Consider the following 19,497-nt stretch of genomic DNA (forward strand, 5'->3'; position numbering starts at 1 on the left):
CGCCTCCCACGCACACCACCGCAGGGCCGTGCGTGGGCTTGGCCAGAACGGGCCTGCGATTGGTAACGATCAAATCGCAATCAACAGCTCACGTAAGCATCAACAGAGTTTCTTCCTCCATCAACACTCTTCCCTATTATCTATAATGATTGTCATTGACGACTTGCGTATACTGAGCGACCAGTTTTTTGTGGGATAAGCATAATTATGATTACTAAGCAGCTTCCTTTAACCGATCTTCACCGTCACTTAGACGGTAACATCCGTATTCAAACCATCCTTGAACTTGGCCAGCAGTTCGGCATGACCCTGCCAGGCCACGACATCGAGTCACTGCGTCCACACGTACAAATCGTGGAAGCCGAGCCAAGCTTGGTAGCCTTCTTATCCAAACTGGACTGGGGTGTGGCGGTACTGGGCGATTTGGATGCCTGTCGCCGCGTGGCCTACGAAAACGTGGAAGATGCGCTGAACGCACAGATCGACTACGCCGAATTGCGCTTCTCGCCGTACTACATGGCGATGAAACACAACCTGCCAGTGGCGGGTGTGGTGGAAGCGGTGGTGGACGGTGTGCGTGCCGGTTGCCGTGACTTTGGCGTACAAGCCAACCTGATCGGTATCATGAGCCGTACCTTTGGCACAGCCGCCTGTCAGCAAGAATTGGATGCCCTGCTAAGCCAAAAAGATCACTTAGTGGCGATTGACTTGGCCGGTGATGAACTGGGCCAGCCGGGTGAGCAATTTGTCTCTCACTTTAAACAAGTACGCAATGCCGGTCTGAACGTGACTGTCCACGCGGGTGAAGCGGCAGGGCCGGAAAGCATGTGGCAGGCGATCCGTGACTTGGGCGCGGTGCGTATCGGCCACGGCGTAAAAGCGATTCAGGATCCAAAACTGATGGATTATCTGGCACAACACAAGATCGGTATCGAGTCATGTCTGACGTCCAACATTCAGACCAGCACCGTGGCCTCATTTGAAAGCCACCCGGTGAAAGCGTTCCTGGAACACGGCATTCTGGCGTGTCTGAACACCGACGATCCGGCGGTTGAAGGCATCGAGCTGCCTCACGAATACACCGTTGCGGCACCACAAGTGGGTCTGACTCAGGCGCAAATTCGTCAGGCACAGATCAACGGTCTGGAGCTGGCCTTCTTGTCTGATAGTGAAAAACAAGCACTTAAAGACAAAGCGGCACAACGCTAATAACAAATCTATCAAGTGGCGGTGATTTTTTAACCGCCACCCATTCCATCTGCGGCTTTTTTGCGTAAAATACCCGCAACTCAGGCCATCCTGAATAAGAACTGTCTTGCGCCCGCACGACACGTTCCCCCATCAATAAGAACGAACACCTCTGGGAACCACCATGCTGGAATCACTGTTTTCCTTCAGCGTGGCAATGCCAGCCATCAGTGAACTTGCTGCCAATGGTCCAGGCCATTTTGCGGCAGGCGTGCTGGCGCTGATTGCTGCGGTGAACATGTTCAACGGCTAAGCCAATAGCTTCGCTGTGAAACACGCACCGACAAAAAAGCCCCCGACCACTGGCCGGGGGCTTTTTTCTATCCGTTTCCCGCTGATCTGTTACAGCGGGATTCAATCACGCGCGTTAAATCACGCGAGAGAACTGCTGCTGACGGGCGCGATCACGCAGGTATTTATCAAAACACATGCAGATGTTGCGGATCAGCAAGCGGCCTTTTAATTCCACCGTGATCATGGTGTCATCGACCGTCACCAACTCGTCATTGATGAAGGTTTTGAGCAGATCCAAATCTTCAGCAAAGTAGGCATCAAAATCGATACCGAACTGCTGCTCGATGGCTGTTTTGTTGAGCTGGAAGTTACAAATCAGGGATTTGATCACTTCACGGCGCAGCAAATCATCCGCATCCAACGACACGCCTTTCCACAACGCTTCACGCTTTTCTTCCACGCTGGCGTAGTAGTGTTTCAGCTCTTTCTGGTTCTGCGCGTAGCAATCACCAATCATAGAAATCGCCGATACCCCCAAGCCCAGCAGATCACAGTCACCCTGCGTAGTGTAACCCTGGAAGTTGCGGTGCAAAATGCCTTCACGCTGTGCCACGGCCAACTCATCATCCGGCAGGGCAAAGTGATCCATACCGATGAACTGGTAACCCGCGCCGGTTAGGGTCGCAATGGTGTCCTGCAAAATCGCCAGCTTTTCTTTGGCCTGCGGCAAATCTTCATCTTTGATCTTACGCTGGGCCGCAAACAGGCTTGGCATGTGGGCGTAGTTAAACACCGACAAACGGCCCGGACGCATGGTCAGTACCTGCTCCAGTGTTTCAGCAAACAACGCTTGCGTCTGCTTTGGCAGGCCGTAAATCAAATCCAGGTTGGTTGAGCGGAAGCCCAACGTACGGGCTCGTTCCACCATGGCAAAGATGAAGGCTTCATCCTGCTCACGGTTAACCAGTTTCTGGACTTCTTTGTTGAAGTCCTGCACCCCGATACTCAGGCGGTTAAAGCCTTCGCTGCGCAGGTGATCCAGCATATCCAGCTCAATCTCACGCGGGTCGACCTCGATGCTGATCTCCGCATCCGCTGCAAAACGGAACTGCTCACGCAACACCGTCATCAGACGCGTCACCTGTGCTTTGGTCAGGAAGGTCGGTGTACCGCCGCCCCAGTGCAACTGGCTGACTTCGCGATCGCCCAGCAAACTCGCGCGCTGGCGAATTTCCTGCTCAAGCACATCAAGATATTGATCGGCTTTGTGCTGATGGCGCGTGATGATCTTATTACAGCCGCAGTAATAACACAGCTTGTGGCAGAACGGGATGTGGACATACAGGGAGAGTTTGCGGTCCGGGTATTGGGCGCAAGCCATATCAAATTCCGCAGCGGTGAACGCCTCATGGAATTCTAAAGCGGTTGGGTAAGAAGTGTAGCGCGGGCCTGAGTAGTTGTATTTCTCAATAATGGCCTGATCCCAAATAATCTGCGTCTCTGACATGACATACATCCACTAAATATTGGGGGAAAAGAGTACAAGCTATCAAGTGTGCCACAACTCAATAACAATGTAGATAAAAGTTAACGACGTCGCACGCTGACCCGGCATGAACAAAAAATCCCCCCGCTCTACAGAGTATAGCGAAGGGGATTTTCATCAGGGCGTTACGGTCAGGCTGTCGCTTTTTTCGCGGCGAGGATCTGCGCCAGCTCGGCTTTAATGGCATCCATTAAGCGGGCTTCTGCTTTCATTCGCTGCAGATCGAGCTTCATACGCTCTTGCTTGGCCAGCGTTTTACGCGCATCACCGCGCGGCATGTCCTTCACGACGTCGTAAAGTTCCTGCATTGCTGGGTACTGGGCTGCAAAGTCAACCTGATGGTCACCTTGCAACACTTCCATCAATTTATACAAACGGATAGTAATCTCAGACATCTCACACTGATCTTGCTTACCCGCTTCCGCGATGATCAACACGCTTTCCATAATATTGGCATTGCGTTGCTTAATGCCTTCCGCCTGTTGTTGCTCGGCGCGCTGCAAAAACGCCTGATGACGTTGATGCTGCTGGTACACCTTCAACCACAAGTAAGCGGCATAGCCGGCCAATACTGCGATGATCAAACCGGCCAATCCTAGCCAAAGCGTCATATCCTGCAAGGGTTACTCCTTGTCGAACTCGTCAAAGCCCATGTTTTCAAACGCATCCAGCAGATCATCATCAGAACGTGCACCGGATTTCACTGGCGCAGATTCTGCTTCAAACGCTGGCTCGTCATCGTGCAGCAGACCCAGCTGGTTCATCAGTTGTTCAATGCGGTCTAGCTTCTGATCCACTTGCTTCTGTAGACCGGCACCCAGTTTCTCACCTGCGTCGATGCGATCCAACAACACCATCAATTGTGCGTCATTCTCTAGCATCGCTAGCTCTTGCTCGGCACTTAGACGACGTTCTTTCTTGGTCATCGGCTTCTTCGCTTCGACGATCAACGGTACCAGCTTCTTGCTGCCATGGCGTGGATCTTTTGCCTGAGCGGCTTTGCGTGCATTCCCGGCTTCAGAAGCAGAGTGACGGCTACCTGATTTCAGGCCTTTACGCTTACGGTCTTTCTTACGCTGTAAACCTTCACGATCCGCTTCGCTACGGGTCTTCTCGGTGTAAACTGCAGGACCTTCAGATCCTACCTTGCGTGTTCTTTTCTTACGTGTCATTACTGGGTTTTCCTCAGCAAAATTACATCATTCCCAACAAACTCTACGTCCAGGCCATCACGTTGGGCCAAGTAGTGGAACGTTTCGCGGCTAAAAAAGCTCACGTGGGTTGGGTCGTTCTTGTAATGCCATTGCGCAAAGGCATCTGCATCTTTTGCTAACTTGGTCATTAAACCCAGCCATCCACCAGGTTTAACCAGACTAAGCAGCAGCCCCCATTCCTTTGCAGGCGTATAAAAGTGTTCAATCGCTTCCGTACAGGTCACAAAATCGTATTGGGTCGCCAACACGCTGGGATCAGCGGCAAAATACGGATCGTAAATCGCCATCTGGTGACCGGCTTCTGCCAACATCAACGATAAGGTCGGGCCCGGACCACAGCCGAAATCCAACCCGTGTAAGGCCGGCGCGTCTACTCGCTCAAGCAAGGGTGCCGCCAGACGATTGAGAAAGCCACGGTATCCCTGATCTTCCGGATTGTTCTCATGAAGATCATAGTGGGCTTTTTCTTCTTCCGGTGACAAGCGTGCCGCCGGATCAGCAAAAATCAACGCACATTCACCACAACGGAAATACTGACGTCGCTTGTCCTGATGGAACGTGTCAGCGCCATGATGATGGCACAGTGGACAAGTCTGCATGGCAGCTCTCCTGTTAGGGCATTACGCCGAACTCTCTGTGCGTGATACGGCCTGACAGCCATACCGCCACTTTTTATGAAGCGGCGTATAATAGCAGATTTGATGGAGAAATGTGCACTCCCTGCGTGATGGGAAACACTCTATCCTGAAAAAAGCCTGTAAGCAGAGGTGCGCAGTGTCTTTTCTAACGCCGGAAGACAAAAAAGGCAGCGACGCTGCCTTTTCTTTGTGGGTAATGCCTTATCGGTGTCGCCAAGTGCCAAGTGTCTCGCCCGTCAGGGAACACGTCGTACACACCGCAACAAGCAAAATAGCTTAATGCAGCCCGCCGACATACTGAGACAGCGCGGTGATTTCATCATCGGTGAGTTTCACCGCCACCGCCCGCATCATGGCGTTCATGTCATTGGCACGCTGGCCGTCACGGAATTTTTCCAGTTGCAACTTCACGTACTCTGCATTCTGACCGGAAATTTTCGGGAAACCCGACAGGCTGGTGCCGTTGCCACGCGGACCATGACAGGCTGTACATGCGGTGATCCCCCGCTCGGCATCGCCGGCACGGTACAACGTCTGGCCCAGTGCAATGGAAGATTCTGGCGTGGTGTTATCAGAAATAGGCAAAGAGGCGTAATACGCAGCCAGATCCGCCATGTCTTGTTCGGTCAGCGGCATCACCATGCCACCCATCACCGCATCCTGACGGCCTTGTTTGCCGCCGGAAGACATGGCCAGCTTGAAATCTTTCAGCTGTTTTTCCAAATAGCCGGCATGTTGGCCTGCAATTTTCGGATATTGGGCCATAATTCCATTGCCGTCTGCGCCGTGACAGGCGGCGCAAGTGGCTGCTTTCATCTTGCCGGCTTCTGCATCACCCTGGGCCCAGGCTGAGCAACTGGCCAGAAGGGTCAATATCAGTGCTAATTTCTTCATGACATTCCATTTATAATTATTGAGCTTCCAGTACCACAAGTAATGCTCAGTGACATGGTATACAATGCGACCACTAACCGAGCTTGGTTATCTTATATTTTACACAATTTCACATAAAAGTAATCAGTCGACTACATGAAGACTTGACGGAGTTAACAGTGAATCAACCTCTCAACTATAGAAACACCAAATTTATCACAAGTGCACCATCAATCCGTCAACTTCCGACGGACGCAGGCGTTGAGATTGCATTTGCTGGCCGCTCCAACGCAGGTAAGTCAAGCGCACTGAACCGCATTACTGATCAGAAAAACCTGGCACGTACCTCGAAAACACCGGGTCGTACTCAGCTGATCAACATGTTTGAAGTGGTACCAGGCTGTAACCTGATCGACTTGCCGGGCTACGGCTTTGCGCAAGTACCGCTAGAAATGAAACTAAAGTGGCAGGAATCACTGGGTGAATACCTGCAAAAACGTGAATGCCTGGAAGGTCTGGTGGTACTGATGGATATCCGTCACCCGCTAAAAGATCTGGATCAGCAGATGATCATGTGGGCGATCGAAAGCCGTCTGCCAGTATTGGTACTGTTGACCAAAGCCGACAAATTCAAGAGCGGTGCACGTAAGCAACAGTTGATGAAAGTGCGCGAAACCGTGGCAACGTTCGGCGGTGATGTGCATGTAGAAGTGTTCTCGTCACTGAAAGGTATCGGTGTGGATCAGGTTCGCCGCCAGCTAGATGCCTGGTTTGCACCAGAACTTGAGCGCCAGCGTGAGATCATGGAAGGTGACGTAGACGGTGAAGACGCGTAATCGCGTATCCCTCTTGGTTACTTCTCTGGATCAGCTCTCTGGTTCACAGAGATGCTTAACAAAAAGGCTCCTTCGGGGGCCTTTTTGCTACCTGCCATACTGCCTGCGCGACGCCGACGGTGTGGCACTATTCATACGATACGCAATAGGCATAAAAATACCCCACGGTAATCGTGGGGCAAGATGAGAGAAATAGGAGATTTGTTGTTTTTGTCCAAAAAGCATCAAGGATTTCCCCCCCTAACGCAAGCAATTTATCCTGTTTAACTTCACCTTTTACAACACAACCTTCGAGCAATCATAACCTTTCGCCAACCTTGAGCGAGACTTTTGCCGCTTTCATTGCCCACAGCCAGAAAAGTTGTTTTTTATTAAAAAATAAGGCAAGTCATGACACCGAAAATGACGGCCTGAGTGGAATAAAATTACATTTATTAATATGGAGGCGAAAAAAAAGCCACCATCAATGTGAAGGTGGCCATTTCATGGATGTGTTGGCTAGCCGGTAAAATGACCCGCTACCAAAAACAAATATGAACAAGAAGCGAACGCTATTATACCCGCCCCTTTTCTAACATTAAAGTAAATACTCTAATTTTCGAGCGTTTTGATGCCCCGTTCTGTGATCACGGTAAGACGGAAGTAAAAACAGCATACTGAAAGCGAATGGGTGAAAAAACCGACAAACGGTTAAGGGATCATCGCAGGATAAAAAAGCATGGTGGGGAAAAAACGTGCAAGGGAGAAATGTTTTCAAAGGCCCAATAAAAAACGCCCCGGCCAAATGGCCGGGGCGGCTGAATCAGCCAAATCCAATAACGTGAAACAAAAGGTCTGAAAGATAGAACATCTTACCTCTGTACCCTACGCCATTAACTGTATATCAATTGCTCAGAGTTGAAAAGGGCTTTTGTAGTTTTTTTTCAACATTCCGTAAGTAATTTCTATATTTCGTAATTTCTTGAACGTTTATTTTGCATAAAAAAATAGCCAGCAAAAAGCTGACTATTCTCTCATCAATTTGGGGTAAATCGCAGGATTTTAGTGCGCTTGATCCCAGTTATCGCCAATGCCGGCTTCCGCAATCAATGGCACAGCCAGCGCGGCAGCGGCCTCCATCAGACGCTGAACCTCGGCAGAAACGTTCTCTACTTCCGACTCTTGTACTTCAAATACAAGTTCATCGTGTACTTGCATCAACAGTCGGACACGATCGGCCGGTTGCTCGCGGATCCACGCATCCACCAACAGCATTGCTTTCTTAATGATGTCCGCAGCCGTGCCCTGCATCGGGGCATTGATCGCGGCACGTTCCGCCGCTTTACGACGCATACCGTTACGCGACTGAATTTCTGGCAGGTGCAGGCGACGACCAAAAATGGTCTCAACGTAACCTTGGGCAGACGCCGCGCTACGGGTGTCTTCCATGTACTGCATCACGCCCGGGTAACGCTCAAAGTAAGTATCCATGTACGCCTGTGCTTCACCACGCGGAATGCCCAGCTGTTTCGCCAGACCAAAAGCACTCATGCCGTAGATCAGACCAAAGTTCACCGCTTTTGCACGGCGACGCTGCTCTGTTGATACGTCTTCAATAGACACACCCATGATTTCCGCTGCCGTTGCGGCGTGGATATCTTTGCCTTCGCGGAACGCCTCCAACAGTGCTTGGTCACCCGACAGGTGCGCCATGATACGCAGTTCGATTTGCGAGTAGTCGACCGCCAGGATCTTATACCCTGCCGGCGCCACAAACGCCTGACGAATACGACGGCCTTCTTCGTTACGGATCGGAATGTTCTGCAAGTTTGGATCAGTCGATGACAGACGACCGGTTGCAGTCACGGCTTGGTGGTAAGAGGTATGCACGCGGCCAGTCGATGGGTTGATCATCTTCGGCAGCTTATCGGTGTACGTGGATTTCAGCTTCGCCAAACCACGGTATTCCAAAATCAGTTTTGGCAGCGGGTAGTCTAGCGCCAGCTCTTGCAGCACTTCTTCGTTCGTCGATGGCGTACCTGACGGGGTCTTCTTGATCACCGGCAGGGCCATCTTTTCAAACAAGATCGCCTGCAACTGCTTTGGCGAGTTCATGTTGAACTCTTGCTCTGCCAACTCGTAGGCTTGCTTTTCAAGCTCGTCCAGACGCGCGGCAATTTCCACTGACTGCGCGCTCAGCTTCATGTCATCAATCAGTACACCGGTACGTTCAATACGTGACAACACCGGTACCAACGGCATTTCGATCTCTTCGTACACCGCTTTTAGCTTGGCATCTTGTTCGATGTTGGCAAACAGACGGTTGTGCAGACGCAGCGTCACATCCGCATCTTCTGCTGCGTAAGGGGCAGCTTGCTCCAGATCGATCTGGTTAAACGTTAACTGGTTCTTACCTTTACCGGCGATCTGCTCGAACGAGATACAGCTGTGCTGCAAAAAGCGCAGTGCCAGACTGTCCATGTCGTGTTTGCCGCCCACGCTGTTAAACACGTAAGAGGCCAACATGGTGTCATGCTTGATCCCTTTCATCTCAATGCCGTAGCGCGCAAGCACGGAGGCATCGTACTTCAGGTTCTGACCCACTTTGGCTTGGTTATCATCTTCCAGAATAGGCTTTAGCTGCGCCAACACCCAATCGCGGTCAAGCTGCTGTGGGGCATCCAGGTAGTCGTGCGCCACAGGCACATACGCAGCAACGCCTTCTTCTGTCGCAAATGACAAACCCACCAGATTCGCCACCATGTAGTCCAGGCTGTCGGTTTCGGTATCAAAGGCAAACAGTTCCGCCGCTTTGAGTTTGTCGAGCCACTCCTTGAAGGTCGCTTCATCCAAAATGGTCGCGTACTGGCTGCGATCAATCTTCACCGCCGAGGTATCCATGTCTGCTTGCGCCGCTTTTGACGACGAGCCACTGCGGGCACCGGTGGTTTCATCGGCTTCAATCACGGCAGAGCCGCCTTCCAGCAATTCATTCAACCAGGATTTAAACGTCAACTGACCGAACAGTTTGATCAGTGCGTCCATATCCGGCTCGGCTTTCAGCAGGGACGCCGGCGTTTCTTCCAGCGCCACATCCAGCTTGATGGTCGCCAACTCGTACGACAGCATCGCATTGTCTTTATTGTCCACCAGCTTTTTCGCCATGGTCTTTGAACCACGGAAGCCCAGTGCCGCAATATCATCCAGACGTTCGTACAGGGTGCTCAAACCCCCGATCCCTTGCAGCAGGGCGGTTGCCGTTTTCTCACCCACACCCGGTACGCCCGGAATGTTATCGACCTTATCACCCATCAGTGCCAGGTAATCGATGATCAATTCAGGTGGGATCCCAAATTTTTCAATCACCCCGTCGCGATCCATCACCACGTTCGTCATGGTGTTGATCAGGGTAATGTTGTCATCCACCAGCTGCGCCATGTCTTTATCGCCGGTACTGATCAACACAGGCATGCCTTGCTGAGACGCTTGGTACGCCAAGGTACCGATCACGTCATCCGCTTCCACGCCCGGGATACAAATCAGCGGTAAGCCCATCGCACGGATCACGTTGTGTAGCGGCTCAATTTGGCAGCGAAGATCATCCGGCATCGGCGGACGGTTCGCTTTGTATTCCGGGTACATATCGTCACGGAAGGTTTTACCCTTCGCATCGAAAACCACCGCGATACGATCAGAAGCAAATTGGCGCATCATACTGCGTAGCATGTTCACGACACCGTACACAGCGTTGGTTGGAATTTCACCGTTACTCATGGTACCCGGGTACGCATGGAACGCACGGTACAGGTACGAAGAGCCATCGATCAGAATCAACGGATTTTCTGGAATACTTGCCATAATGATAATCTTATTCAGGGAGGTAAGAGTCAAAGCCCTAGAATGCCATGACTGCCCGTCAGTGTTAACCGATGTTTTCCCAATCCCTCCCCTTATCTGTGGATAAGTTTGTTAGTATTTCAATTTAACCCATTGATCAATTTTTCAAAAAAACTTTTATTTTTCACAAAAAACGATAAAAAACATAAGGATAAAAGTGAAAAAGCAAAAGGATCCTCGATCGTGAGATGATCGTTCCTTGTGGAAAAAGTTAACAGACCGATCTGAAATATGCTAAATCAAGGGTAAAACACCTCAGATCTGAACATAAAGGGAGCCATTATGAAAAAAATTGCGGTGATTTTGAGCGGTTCTGGTGTCTTTGACGGCGCAGAAATCCATGAAGCGGTGTTGTCGTTGTATGCCATTGAGCAGGAAGGGGCCAGCTGGCACTGTTTTGCGCCTAACATCGATCAACACCACGTGATCAACCACCTGACTGGGGAGGACATGCCGGAAACCCGTAATGTGTTGGTGGAAGCGGCGCGGATCGCCCGGGGCCAGATCAGCGATATCACCACCCTCAATCCGGCGGAATACGACGCGCTGCTGTTACCCGGCGGATTTGGCGTGGCCAAGAATTTGTCGGACTTTGCGTTTGCGGGTGCAGACTGCACGATCCACCCGGACATCAAGCGTGTATGTCAGCAGTTTGCCGATGAAGAGAAACCGGCCGCTTACCTGTGTATTGCCCCGACCTTGATCCCGTTGATCTACGGCCCGGGCGCCAAAGGGACGATCGGCACGGATCCGGATACGGCCAGCGCATTCAACCAAATGGGCGGAGAGCATATTGATTGCCCGGTGGACGAGTTCGTGCTTGACCAGCAACGCCGCCTGCTCAGTACACCGGCGTACATGCTGGCCGGGTCAATTTCCGAGGCGGCGACGGGGATTCAAAAGCTGGTGAAATGTTTGGTGTCGATCGCTTGATTGCCCAACCCTGACCGACAAGGCTATCGTCTGCGGTGGCCTTGTTGCTCACCGCCCTGCGCGCTATCAAGCAAAACCATTGAAAGAAAAAGCGTGAGCCAGAAAAGAAAAAAGCGGCACAACATTCTCGCAAATAGGACAGAGAAGGTCGTTGCCGCTTAGCATAATCGGTTGCCATTTTTAGCCCTACACTAAAAACCAAACCCTAGCTAAAGTACACTGGAAGCAATGTGAGCAATGTCGTGCCTTCAGACGAGGCGTTTTGTGTTTCCCGTCTCGCTGAGTGCAAGGTAATAATAACCATTCTCATCTCGGATGCAAGCACTTATTGAGAATTATTTTCATTTAATTGCTTTACAAAGTGCAGCCGGTAGTCCTCAATGCCGTCCTTTTTCTCTATCTCTTCAATCTGATAGCCGTTTCTCAGCAATAATCTCAGCATGGCCGCAAAACGGTTTCTCGACTTCACCCGTAAGGTGTCATAGCCCTGTGCGTGTGCCCAGGCTTCTTGTGCTTCTAACAACGCCTGTGCCACCCCACGCTGGCGCCCAGCTGTCGCAACGCCGCCTAACCAGCTGTAAAAACACGTCGCCGACAGCGGGTAGCCGATCTTCACGCCCACCGCTTCCCCGTCAATGTCTGCGATCAAAATCAACGCCCCTTCAGCGGGCAACCGGGCCGTTAAAGCAGCGGCATCCGCCGGGGAAGCAAACTCTTCAATACGGCTTAATACCCCGACCGCTTCTGCAATGCTGGCTTCTCGAATCTTCATGCGCATTCCTTATCAGGCAACAGAGCCGCTCAGCAGCGGCATAGAAAAAAGGCCAGCAATCGCTGACCTTTATTCATTAAACCCGTTTGGGCGTCAAAAGCAATGTCGCGTTTGCGCCCACTCACACCCCGTTACATTTGGACCGGTTTGTGCGTGAAGTCGTCGGCCTGACGGGCCGGTGACAGCGTGGTCAGATGCTTGATCAGCATATTGAGCAGTACCCCGTACATCGGGACAAACAGACCCAAACTGATGATCAACTTGAAGCTGTAATCCACCAGCGCGATCTCGACCCAGTTAGCCGCCATGAACGGATCCGGGCTGTTATAGAACGCGATAGAGAAGAACGCCAGCGTATCAAGCGCATTACCCAGTAATGTGGAGCACGTGGGTGCCACCCACCACTGTCGGGTTTGACGTAGACGATTAAAGACTGAGACATCCATGATCTGCCCTAACAGGTAGGCCATGAAGCTCGCCATCGAAATACGTGCGACAAACAGATTAAACTCCCCCAGATGGGACAGCCCCTGATACTCCCCTTGATAGAACAGCACCGACAGCGCATAGGAGATCGCCAACGCCGGCACCATCACACGCAAGATGATCTTACGTGCCATTGCCGCGCCGAAGATCCGTACGGTCAGATCGGTCGCCAGAAAAATAAAGGGAAAGGTAAAGGCACCCCAGGTGGTGTGAAAACCAAACACGGTAAACGGCAACTGCACAAGGTAGTTACTGGATGCAATGATCAGCAGGTGGAATACCACAAGGAATGAAAGGGCTTTGCGCTGTTGCGCCGGAGAAAATTGAGACGTCGTCATTGATAGACCTTTTTGTCATTGGGGGAGAGGGAACCCAAAACACTGCCGCCCGATCTCACTCGGTGGCAGCAACCGAAGGCGGCGATTATACATAAACCGCAGCGGTTGCCTAGCGAATAATCACCTGTGCTAATTGTTGTGCTAAATAGGCCAGCGTCTCTTCGCTGTCGGCCAATCCTTCCAGCCAGAGTAAGCCGCTGTAGTGCTCCCCTTTAAGCAATAACTGGCACCCTTCAAAGTCCACCAGCCACACATGCAGATCGGCATTAAGCTCCTGACTGAGCACGGTCATGCCAAGCCCGTGCAGCAACGGCGTGGCGACCTCCGCAAAGCTGTCAAAGTCAAACGCCGGTGCGTCGATTTCCAGTACTCGACCAGCGAGATCTAATCGGCGACAGCCATAAAGCGACTGACTCTCCAAAGAGGACGACGGCGCGAAACCGGACGATGTCATGGTAGCTTTCCTTGTTATTGCCGCTTAGCGACTGGCATGGAATGAAGATTGAGACCTTTGATTCTGGGTCTTTAATTCTGAGCCTTTGAGCTTGGGTTTTGCGTTCTGAGCGTAATAACTAACGTTTAGGCTCAATAACCCAAATCGTCTCCGGCGGTCAGGTGGTTTTCAATCACCGACAAGAACACCGTGCCGTATTTTTCCAGCTTACGGTGCCCGACCCCGTTCACCGCCAAAAACTCTCCGGCCGTGGTCGGTAAGCTCTCGGCCATTTCCATCAGGCTGGCATCATTAAACACCACGTACGGCGGCAAATCTTCCTCATCAGCAATGGCTTTGCGCACCTGACGCAGCTTGGCAAACAACTTCTTGTCGTACTGACGGTGCGCCATTTTATCGCGCTTGGCACTGCGGGCAGCAATATCCAGACGTGGCACGGCCAGCTCCAACGGTATTTCACTGCGCAAAATGGCACGGGCTTTTTCTGTCAGCTGCAAAGTCGAACTGCGCAGCATGTTTTGGTTTAAAAAGCCCTGATGGATCAGCTGGCGCAAAATGCTGACCCAGAACTCGTGGCTGTGCTCTCGGCCGATCCCGTAGGTGCTGAGCGTCTCATGGCCATGTTCACGGATACGCTGGTTTTGCATGCCACGCATCACTTCCACCACATGGTTGATACCAAAACTCTGGTTCACGCGATACACACAGGACAAGGCTTTTTGCGCCACTTCCAGCGCATCAAAACGCTGCGGTGGGTCGAGGCAAATATCGCAGTTGCCACACGGGGTTTCGCGCGCTTCGCCAAAATAGTTCAGCAGTACCTGACGGCGACAGGTCTGCGCTTCGGCAAACGCCCCCATGGCATTGAGCTTGTGCTCTTCCACCCGTTTTTGCTCGCCCTCCGGCTTCTCATCCAGACAGCGGCGCAGCCAGGTTAAATCCGCCGGATCGTAAAACAGGATCGCTTCCGCCGGCAGGCCATCCCGCCCGGCGCGACCGGTTTCCTGATAGTAAGATTCGATATTGCGCGGAATGTCGTAATGCACCACAAAGCGGACATTGGGTTTGTTGATCCCCATGCCAAACGCCACCGTGGCCACCACCACCTGAATGTCATCTCGCTGAAACGCCTCTTGTACCCGCACCCGCTCCTCGTGCTCCAAACCGGCATGGTACGCGGCAACACGCTGGCCTTGTTCGCGCAGTTTGTCGCTGATCTGCTCCACCCGCTTGCGGCTGTTGCAATAGATGATCCCACACTGGCCACGCATATCGGCCAGATAGCGAGTCAGCTGTGCCATCGGTTTGTATTTTTCTTGCAGGGTGTAACGGATGTTCGGGCGGTCAAAACTGCCCAAATAGATATGCGGTTGTTGCAGCGCCAGACGCGCCACAATGTCCTGACGGGTCGCTTCATCGGCGGTGGCGGTTAACGCCATCACCGGCAAATCCGGAAAATGCTGACGCACACGACCCAGCTCGGCGTATTCCGGCCGGAAATCGTGCCCCCACTGGGAGATACAGTGCGCTTCATCCACCGCCAGCAAAGCCAGCGGCAAGGTCAGCAAACGCTCCATGAACTCACGCCCCAGCATGCGCTCCGGCGCGACGTACACCAGTTTCAGCTCACCGTTTTCCATCGCCTGAAACGTCTCTTGCACCGCTTCACGTGACTGGGTGGAGTTGATACACGCGGCCGCGACCCCGTTGGCCTGCAATTGATCGACCTGATCTTTCATCAGGGAGATCAAGGGGGAAATCACCACGGTCAGCCCATCCAGCAACAATGCCGGAATTTGGTAGCAGAGGGATTTACCGCCGCCGGTCGGCATGATCACCACGCTGTCTTGCCCTGCCAGTGCGGCTTCTATCACGGCCTGCTGACCGTCTCGAAAATGCTGGTAGCCAAACACGTCCTGCAGCACTTGTTCGCTGGATAGGGACGGCTCAGTCTGATAGGCAAGATTTGATGACATAGTTCCACTCATTGCGGGTTCAGGGGCAGGTGTGTGACCCATACAACAGGCTGTCCACACACATCAGGCCGGCTATTCTATACCATTCAGATCGGTGATGGGAGCAACGGGCCGAAAAGCCGGACGGAAAGACGATAGTATTGACACTGAACACGAATTATACTGCCCGTTCAACAACCACCCAGACGGATCTGAGGGTTTACCACCTCACTCTGACGCATTGTGTTAGGACACCATGGACGCGCAGCACAACTCAACCCAACGCGGGATCATCCTGGCGTTATCGGCTTACACCCTGTGGGGTATCGCTCCGATTTATTTCAAAGCCTTACAACATGTCGGTCCGCTGGAAATTCTCAGCCACCGCGTGATTTGGTCGGTGCTGTTTCTGGCCGGCATTCTGGCGTTTACGCGCGGCTGGCACCGGGTCAAGGCCGTCATCAAGCAGCCTCGCTTACTGATGATGCTGACCGCCACCGCGCTGTTAGTGGGCACCAACTGGCTGATCTTTATCTGGGCAGTGAATAACAATTTCATGCTCAATGCGAGTCTGGGCTACTACATTAACCCGCTGGTCAATGTGCTGCTGGGGATGCTGTTTCTGGGTGAGCGATTACGCCCCATGCAATGGCTGGCCGTGCTGCTGGCAGGCGGTGGGGTGATGGTCCAGCTGATCCAATTTGGCTCCTTGCCGTGGATTGCACTGGCGCTGGCCACCAGTTTTGGGTGCTACGGTCTGCTGCGTAAAAAAGTGAATGTGGATGCGGCCAGCGGCCTGTTCCTTGAAACCGCGATCTTGTTGCCACTGGCGCTGTTTTATGTGTTGGTTCTGGCTGACAGCCCGACCGCCGACTGGGCCCTTAATCCGCTGTCGACCAACCTGTTACTGGTCGCCGCCGGCATTGTCACGACCCTGCCGCTACTCTGTTTTACCGGCGCCGCCACCAAGCTCAAGCTCTCGACCCTGGGCTTTTTCCAGTACATCGGCCCAAGCCTCATGTTCTTGCTGGCAATCACCCTGTACGGTGAACAGTTCACCGCCGATAAAGGCTATACCTTCGCCTTCATCTGGGGCGCATTGCTGATCTTCGTGCTGGATGCGGTGCGTCATCACCGCCGTATCACCCGCCTGCAGCGTGTCACGCCGCCGTAAGCCAAACAGGCACCGTAACGATAACCGATACCGGTTTCACCTTTCCCCTACCTCGTTAGGGGAAAGGTCAGCGAGGGTCGCACTTTTTTCGGGCATTTCGCCCGTGTTACAGGCAAGATACGCCTCTTTATTTTGCACACACAACCCATCACACACATGAACGAAGCTACCACTCTCCTGACGCTGGTCACCGTACACATCGTCGCCCTGATGAGCCCGGGGCCGGATTTTGCCCTTGTGGTTCAAAATGCCGGTCGCTATGGCCGCCAAACCGGCGTGATGATCGCCCTTGGCTTATCGCTGGGTATTTTGCTCCACTCGCTGCTGAGCCTGACCGGCGCCAGCTTGCTGATCCACCAACACCCGACCCTGTTTAATGTGCTGCAAGGCGCAGGCGGCGGCTACCTGTTGTGGCTCGGCTACGGCGCATTAAAAGCCACCTGGCACCACTGGCAACAGCGCCACATGCCAGACAGCGATAAAGCGCCAGCGGCAAAAACCCGCGTGATCGCCAACCGCCGTCAGGCCCTGCTCAAAGGCTTTACCACCAACATTCTTAACCCTAAAGCCTTGGTGTTTTTCCTCAGTCTGCTGTCGACCTTGGTACCGGCCGATATGTCTCTGAGCGGCAAAACCACCGCGCTGGGGCTGCTGTGGCTGACTTCGTTCCTGTGGTTTGGCCTGCTGGCTTGGCTGCTGACCGGTCAGCGTTTACAGCGCACCTTGCAACGTTGGACACCGGTGATTGATGGCATCTGCGGCCTGCTGTTTGCCGTTATTGGCAGCCTGATCTGGCTCAATCTGCTCACCGCATAATTCCCCCGCATAATGTGCATCCCCTATCGGCATGCGCACCCTGACGGGCAGCACAAAACCCTGCCCGTCTGATAGACAACCGCCTGACTCACCTTTACGCTTACTGCAATGCCATCCCGTGAGTAAGGATACCCACCCCATGATCAGGCTCAGCCGTTATTCCACCTGCCGCACACTGACTGCGGCATTACTGCTTACCGCACCTCTCTGCACCGCGACCGCGCTTGCCGCCGAGCCAGCAACGACACCGCAGGCGGCCGATCAGATTGCGCCGGAAGCGGCTTCCCCAACAACGAGCACGCCTCCTTCCGCCACCGTCACGACCGGTGAAGACTGGATGGTCGCCACCGCTAACCCGTATGCCAGCGAAGCGGGGGCCACCATCTTGCGCCAAGGCGGTAATGCCATTGATGCCATGATTGCCACCCAACTGGTTCTCGGTCTGACTGAGCCGCAATCGTCCGGGATCGGGGGCGGGGCCTTTTTAGTGTATTGGGATGAGGAAAAAGAGCGCCTGCGCACCTTTGACGGGCGGGAAAGCGCGCCGCTGGCTGTCACGCCGGTATTATTTCAGGACAAAAAAGGCCAACCTCTGAACTTCATGGAAGCGGTGATCGGTGGTCGCTCGGTCGGCACCCCGGGCACAGTCAAATTGTTGTGGTACACCCACCAGCGCCACGGCAAATTAAGCTGGCACAAATTGTTTAAGCCGGCCATCAATTTGGCCCGTAAAGGCTTTATCGTCAGTCCGCGATTGTCGGCATTGATCGCACACAATGCCGATTCCTTATCGCGCTTTGAGGCCACCCGCCAGTACTTTTTCGATGAAAAAGGTCAGCCGTGGCCAGCCGGCCATACCCTGAAAAACCCGGCTTATGCCGATACCCTGACGCACATTGCCGAGCGCGGCGCCAGTGCCTTCTACACCGGCGCGATTGCCAAAGACATCATTCACACCGTGCGCCAAGGCTCGGATAACCCCGGCGTACTCAGTGCCATGGACTTGGCCACCTATCAGATCAAAGAGCGCGATCCTGTCTGTGCGCCGTACCGCCAATTTGATCTGTGCGGCATGGGACCACCCAGCTCCGGCGCCCTGACGCTGGGGCAGATCATGGGCATGCTGAGTCATTACCCGCTCGCGACCTGGGGGCCGGAGAACGTGAACAGTTGGCGCGTGCTGGGCGATGCTTCACGCCTGGCGTTTGCCGATCGCGGCCACTACATGGCCGACAGCGATTATGTGCCGATGCCGACCACCGGCTTACTGGCCAAAGATTATCTGCAACAACGGGCCAGCCTGCTACAACGCGACACCGCCCTGACCGAGGTCACCGCCGGCTCACCGCCGTGGGATCACGCGCTGCGTTATGCGAAGGACACATCGCTGGAGCTGCCGTCCACCAGCCACTTTTCCATTGTCGACAGCGACCGCAACGTGGTGTCGATGACCACCACCATTGAAAACGGCTTTGGCTCACGCCTGATGGTACGCGGCTTTTTACTCAACAATGAACTGACCGACTTTTCCTTCCGCAGTCACCAAAACGGCCAACCCATTGCCAACCGGGTCGAACCAGGCAAGCGCCCCCGCTCATCCATGGCTCCCACCATGGTGATGAAAGACGGCGAACCGTACCTTGCCATTGGCTCGCCGGGCGGCAGCCAGATCATCGGGTATGTGGCGAAAACCCTGATCGGCCATCTCGACTGGGGCATGGACATTCAGCAAGCCATCAACCTGCCGAACATGAACAACCGCTTTGGTCCGTTTGAATTGGAGCAAGGCACTGCCGCTGAGCAATGGGCACCCAAGCTGGAAAAACTCGGCTTTACCACCCAAATCAAACCACTGACATCGGGAGTACAAGCGATCCAATTGCTGCCACGTCAGCTGATCGGCGCGGCCGATCCGCGTCGCGAAGGCACCGTGGTGAGTGATACCTCTGCGGCCTCCGCCAAAACCGTAAAAGCGGCGAAAATGACGCAAGCAGATCAAGCTGCCCAGGACGCTGAAACCGCCAGCGCGCAATAATCGAAGAGATAGCGATAAACAAAAAGCCCGTCAGCAAACACTGACGGGCTTTATGCATTGTGCGGTCAC

Annotated in this window: 18 protein-coding genes; 7 read left to right on the forward strand and 11 right to left on the reverse strand. The window is 53.3% G+C overall.

All coding sequences use genetic code 11. From position 1 onward, the window contains the following. The first annotated feature begins 207 nt into the window (after nt 1–207). Complete coding sequence (add, locus tag ABT58_RS08025) at nt 208–1,209, forward strand: adenosine deaminase (RefSeq protein ID WP_047873881.1); 1,002 nt, start codon at nt 208–210, stop codon at nt 1,207–1,209. Nucleotides 1,210–1,372: 163 nt separating this feature from the next. Then, nucleotides 1,373–1,501 carry a hypothetical protein gene (locus ABT58_RS24470; protein WP_268248450.1) on the forward strand — a complete coding sequence of 43 codons (129 nt, stop codon included), beginning with the start codon at nt 1,373–1,375 and terminating at the stop codon, nt 1,499–1,501. 114 nt (nt 1,502–1,615) lie between these two features. On the opposite strand, the gene hemN is transcribed toward ABT58_RS24470, so the two are convergent. From hemN to ABT58_RS08050, 5 genes are all read right to left on the reverse strand, one after another. Continuing rightward, the gene (gene hemN, locus ABT58_RS08030; RefSeq protein ID WP_107205151.1) at nt 1,616–2,989 is read right to left on the reverse strand and encodes an oxygen-independent coproporphyrinogen III oxidase; all 1,374 of its coding nucleotides are present in this window, start codon (nt 2,987–2,989) and stop codon (nt 1,616–1,618) included. 170 nt (nt 2,990–3,159) lie between these two features. Further along, a complete protein-coding gene (locus tag ABT58_RS08035; protein WP_047873883.1) occupies nt 3,160–3,639 on the reverse strand; it encodes a DUF2489 domain-containing protein in 480 nt (159 codons plus the stop codon). Between the two features lie 12 nt (nt 3,640–3,651). Beyond that, nucleotides 3,652–4,200: a Der GTPase-activating protein YihI gene (gene yihI, locus ABT58_RS08040; protein WP_047873884.1), complete on the reverse strand. Its 549-nt coding sequence runs from the start codon at nt 4,198–4,200 to the stop codon at nt 3,652–3,654. Next, nucleotides 4,200–4,841 (reverse strand): class I SAM-dependent methyltransferase, encoded by a 642-nt coding sequence (locus ABT58_RS08045; RefSeq protein ID WP_047873885.1) that lies wholly within the window; start codon nt 4,839–4,841, stop codon nt 4,200–4,202. The genes yihI and ABT58_RS08045 overlap by 1 nt, the downstream gene beginning before the upstream one ends. 315 nt (nt 4,842–5,156) lie before the next feature. Further along, nucleotides 5,157–5,774 (reverse strand): c-type cytochrome, encoded by a 618-nt coding sequence (locus ABT58_RS08050; RefSeq protein ID WP_047873886.1) that lies wholly within the window; start codon nt 5,772–5,774, stop codon nt 5,157–5,159. Nucleotides 5,775–5,932: 158 nt separating this feature from the next. Between ABT58_RS08050 and yihA the strand changes: the two genes are divergently transcribed. Further along, entirely contained in the window at nt 5,933–6,589 is a 657-nt protein-coding gene (gene yihA, locus ABT58_RS08055; RefSeq protein WP_047873887.1) for a ribosome biogenesis GTP-binding protein YihA/YsxC, read from the forward strand. Nucleotides 6,590–7,391: 802 nt separating this feature from the next. On the opposite strand, the gene spfP is transcribed toward yihA, so the two are convergent. Together spfP and polA are read right to left on the reverse strand one after the other, a co-directional pair. Beyond that, nucleotides 7,392–7,439 carry a small protein SpfP gene (gene spfP / locus ABT58_RS24585; protein WP_438616993.1) on the reverse strand — a complete coding sequence of 16 codons (48 nt, stop codon included), beginning with the start codon at nt 7,437–7,439 and terminating at the stop codon, nt 7,392–7,394. 191 nt (nt 7,440–7,630) lie between these two features. Continuing rightward, entirely contained in the window at nt 7,631–10,426 is a 2,796-nt protein-coding gene (gene polA / locus ABT58_RS08060; protein ID WP_047873888.1) for a DNA polymerase I, read from the reverse strand. A 321-nt stretch (nt 10,427–10,747) separates the two neighbouring features. On the opposite strand from polA, the gene elbB reads away from it, so the two are divergent. Beyond that, complete coding sequence (gene elbB, locus ABT58_RS08065) at nt 10,748–11,398, forward strand: isoprenoid biosynthesis glyoxalase ElbB (protein ID WP_047873889.1); 651 nt, start codon at nt 10,748–10,750, stop codon at nt 11,396–11,398. 325 nt (nt 11,399–11,723) lie between these two features. Here the strand turns inward: elbB and ABT58_RS08070 are convergent, their stop codons facing one another. The 4 genes from ABT58_RS08070 to recQ form a co-directional block, all read right to left on the reverse strand. Beyond that, complete coding sequence (locus ABT58_RS08070; protein WP_047873890.1) at nt 11,724–12,170, reverse strand: GNAT family N-acetyltransferase; 447 nt, start codon at nt 12,168–12,170, stop codon at nt 11,724–11,726. Nucleotides 12,171–12,301: 131 nt separating this feature from the next. After that, complete coding sequence (locus ABT58_RS08075) at nt 12,302–12,994, reverse strand: 7-cyano-7-deazaguanine/7-aminomethyl-7-deazaguanine transporter (protein WP_047873891.1); 693 nt, start codon at nt 12,992–12,994, stop codon at nt 12,302–12,304. A 109-nt stretch (nt 12,995–13,103) separates the two neighbouring features. After that, nucleotides 13,104–13,448, reverse strand: coding sequence for a DUF3630 family protein (locus ABT58_RS08080; protein ID WP_047873892.1), 345 nt, complete (start codon nt 13,446–13,448; stop codon nt 13,104–13,106). A 131-nt stretch (nt 13,449–13,579) separates the two neighbouring features. Then, nucleotides 13,580–15,424, reverse strand: a complete 1,845-nt coding sequence (recQ, locus tag ABT58_RS08085) for an ATP-dependent DNA helicase RecQ (RefSeq protein ID WP_047873893.1) — start codon at nt 15,422–15,424, stop codon at nt 13,580–13,582. Between the two features lie 235 nt (nt 15,425–15,659). Between recQ and rarD the strand changes: the two genes are divergently transcribed. The 3 genes from rarD (at nt 15,660) to ggt (ending at nt 19,428) form a co-directional block, all read left to right on the forward strand. After that, nucleotides 15,660–16,577, forward strand: coding sequence for an EamA family transporter RarD (rarD, locus tag ABT58_RS08090; RefSeq protein WP_047873894.1), 918 nt, complete (start codon nt 15,660–15,662; stop codon nt 16,575–16,577). Nucleotides 16,578–16,733: 156 nt separating this feature from the next. Continuing rightward, a complete protein-coding gene (locus ABT58_RS08095) occupies nt 16,734–17,393 on the forward strand; it encodes a LysE family translocator (protein WP_047873895.1) in 660 nt (219 codons plus the stop codon). 139 nt (nt 17,394–17,532) lie between these two features. Beyond that, nucleotides 17,533–19,428, forward strand: a complete 1,896-nt coding sequence (gene ggt, locus ABT58_RS08100; RefSeq protein ID WP_082211022.1) for a gamma-glutamyltransferase — start codon at nt 17,533–17,535, stop codon at nt 19,426–19,428. Nucleotides 19,429–19,497: the final 69 nt, after the last annotated feature.

The organism is Photobacterium aphoticum, from assembly GCF_001029435.1.
Lineage (GTDB): Bacteria > Pseudomonadota > Gammaproteobacteria > Enterobacterales > Vibrionaceae > Photobacterium > Photobacterium aphoticum.